Genomic DNA, 2,197 nt, shown 5'->3' with positions numbered 1-2,197 from the left:
TTAAGGAGAGTAAAGCAAACTCATTAACATCCTTATTTTTACTTTTAGAAAGTTCCTGCAAGACATCAAATAAATAACCATCTTCTATGATTCCTTTATTTTCACCTTCTGCACAGCAAAATAAAAATAGAAGTAAGTTAAAATGAACTTTCGGCTTTTCATGATGTCTCATTTTTTCGACCATATACCGTATTAATTCGTTATTAGTTGAAAGAATCTTTTTAAATAAACGGTCAATTTCCTTCGGTGTCCCCTTATGTATCAAATCATCAACTTTAGTGTAATATTCTTTTATTTCTTGTTTAGTTAATACAGTGTTTGGAATATCAATTTCATCTTCATTGTAGTCAACAAGTCCATTGATAAATCCTTCAAAATTATTTGCCAATCTTATTTCTTGATTTTGTTCAACGTCTATAAAAATTACAGGAGGACCAGTCTTACTATTCCTATAATCAAGTGCAATCCAAGAATGTCCATCTCCTGAAATTGGTACAATATTTTGAGGTAAACCCCATTCTTGTATTAAATACTCGCTTTCTAATATTCCTTTTTCCTTACCTATTCCTATCCCGAATATGTGGTCAACATTAACGTGGTCATCAGCCCAAGAGGTTGGTACATTTGTAGGATGTGCATTAAAAATTATATAACCACCATTTTGTTGATTTAAGATATTTATGTACGAATCTGGTAACTTAATTCCCAATTTATCTTCTGCTATTTTTACAATCTCATCTGTTAATGGTTCTAATTTGCCATAATCATTACCTTCTTGCCAAATGTTCTTCACTTTAAAGTCCCCCAAGAAAGTTTAGTTAGTTATCCTATCTAGCACAAGAAGTGCGCTCTTGTTGTGCTATCCTGCCCGTTAGTTGAAAATAAAAAATGTTACTTTTTCTATTGTTTCAAGTATTTCTCGACTAGCTTTTGAGCTTCTTTTATTCCTTCTTCAGTTAGATAAACTGATTTTGAACGATTACTTCCTCTAATAAGATCTTGTTCAGTAAGTTCGTCTAGGGTTTCAAAAGGATAACCCTTCCAACTTCGTTTCATTGTTTCAGGAATATCTTTTTCATTCCATGAAGTTAAGTAAAGTAAAAGAAGGGTTAGATCTTTAATATTTTCGTTCATTTACTATTTTCCTTTCATAACTGTCTTACTTCAGCTTATAAAATAAACCAAAAAATTACAATAGTCGTTTCCTTTGTTTATGCTTTGTCTATTATATAAATATAAGTTCACTAGAAAGGAATGAATGTTATGCAAATATCAGAAATATGGAATGGATATTGTTCAGATAAGCATATTGAAGGTTATTCATCCAAAACATTAAAGGCTTATCACCTCCAGTCGAAATTGCTGATACGCTACTATGGTGATATAGAGTTAAACAACCTCACTACGGAAAGATTAAAACATTATTTGGTTCAAGAAGGAGGTGATTTAAAACCAGTTAGTCTTGGCCATCGTATTCGTTTTATTAAATCTATATTTCGCTGGGCTCATGAAGAAGGATTAATTTCTAGTAATCCAGCAGCAAAAATAAAAGAACCCAAGGTAGGAAAACGTATCCCAAAATTTTTAACGGAAAAAGAAATTGAACTATTAAGAGAAGCCTGTCATACACCAATGGAACATGCTTTATTTGAGTTTATGTACTCTACAGGCTGTCGGATAGGTGAAATTGCAACACTCAATAGGAATGGTATTGATTTTATGACTCGTTCAGCTATTGTTCATGGGAAAGGTGATAAAGAACGTGAAGTTTATTTTAATATTCGTTCGGATATCTGGCTCAAAAGGTACTTAAATCGTCGAACAGATGAAGATCCCTCCTTATTTGTAACGGAACGATACCCCCATCGGATGAGTATTGCACAAATGAGATATGTCATAAAACGAATTTCTAAAAGAGCAGGTGTGAATAAAAATATATTTCCACATCAGTTGCGCCACAGTTACGCTACTCATATGTTAAACAATGGAGCTCCCCTTGAAGTTATTCAGAGCTTACTTGGACATGAGAAAAGTGAAACGACAAAGCTCTATGCACAACTAAGTGGAAAATTACGACGTGAACTATATAGCAAGTATTTTTAATAATGGGTCCTAATTATATTTAGAGCCCATTTTTTTCGTTTTTATGTTAATATTATGCTTATATTTGGAATTTTATTGTAATTCCTTATTCAAC

The 2,197-nt window shown here is 32.3% G+C and carries 2 protein-coding genes and 1 pseudogene; 1 reads left to right on the top strand and 2 read right to left on the bottom strand.

What is annotated here, in order from left to right; all coding sequences use genetic code 11:
- Positions 1–331: 331 nt before the first annotated feature.
- Together JCM9157_RS25580 and JCM9157_RS22895 are read right to left on the bottom strand one after the other, a co-directional pair.
- Positions 332–793, bottom strand: a pseudogene (locus JCM9157_RS25580) (SMI1/KNR4 family protein); the annotation flags it as partial.
- 107 nt (positions 794–900) lie between these two features.
- Entirely contained in the window at positions 901–1,134 is a 234-nt protein-coding gene (locus JCM9157_RS22895) for a DUF6429 family protein (RefSeq protein WP_035668805.1), read from the bottom strand.
- A gap of 129 nt (positions 1,135–1,263) precedes the next feature.
- Here JCM9157_RS22895 and JCM9157_RS22890 point away from each other — a divergent pair, with 129 nt between their 5' ends.
- Entirely contained in the window at positions 1,264–2,103 is an 840-nt protein-coding gene (locus JCM9157_RS22890) for a tyrosine-type recombinase/integrase (protein WP_035668802.1), read from the top strand.
- Positions 2,104–2,197 lie beyond the last annotated feature (94 nt).

The organism is Halalkalibacter akibai JCM 9157 (genome assembly GCF_000513135.1).
Classification (GTDB): Bacteria; Bacillota; Bacilli; order Bacillales; family Bacillaceae_D; genus Halalkalibacter; species Halalkalibacter akibai.
This window is presented reverse-complemented; position numbering and strand designations above follow the sequence as displayed.

What these genes read in the sequence shown, in the direction of transcription:
- JCM9157_RS22895 (WP_035668805.1), bottom strand. Translation starts at nt 1,134, where the DNA reads ATGAACGAAAATATTAAAGATCTAACCCTTCTTTTACTTTACTTAACT.
- JCM9157_RS22890 (WP_035668802.1), top strand. Translation starts at nt 1,264, where the DNA reads ATGCAAATATCAGAAATATGGAATGGATATTGTTCAGATAAGCATATT.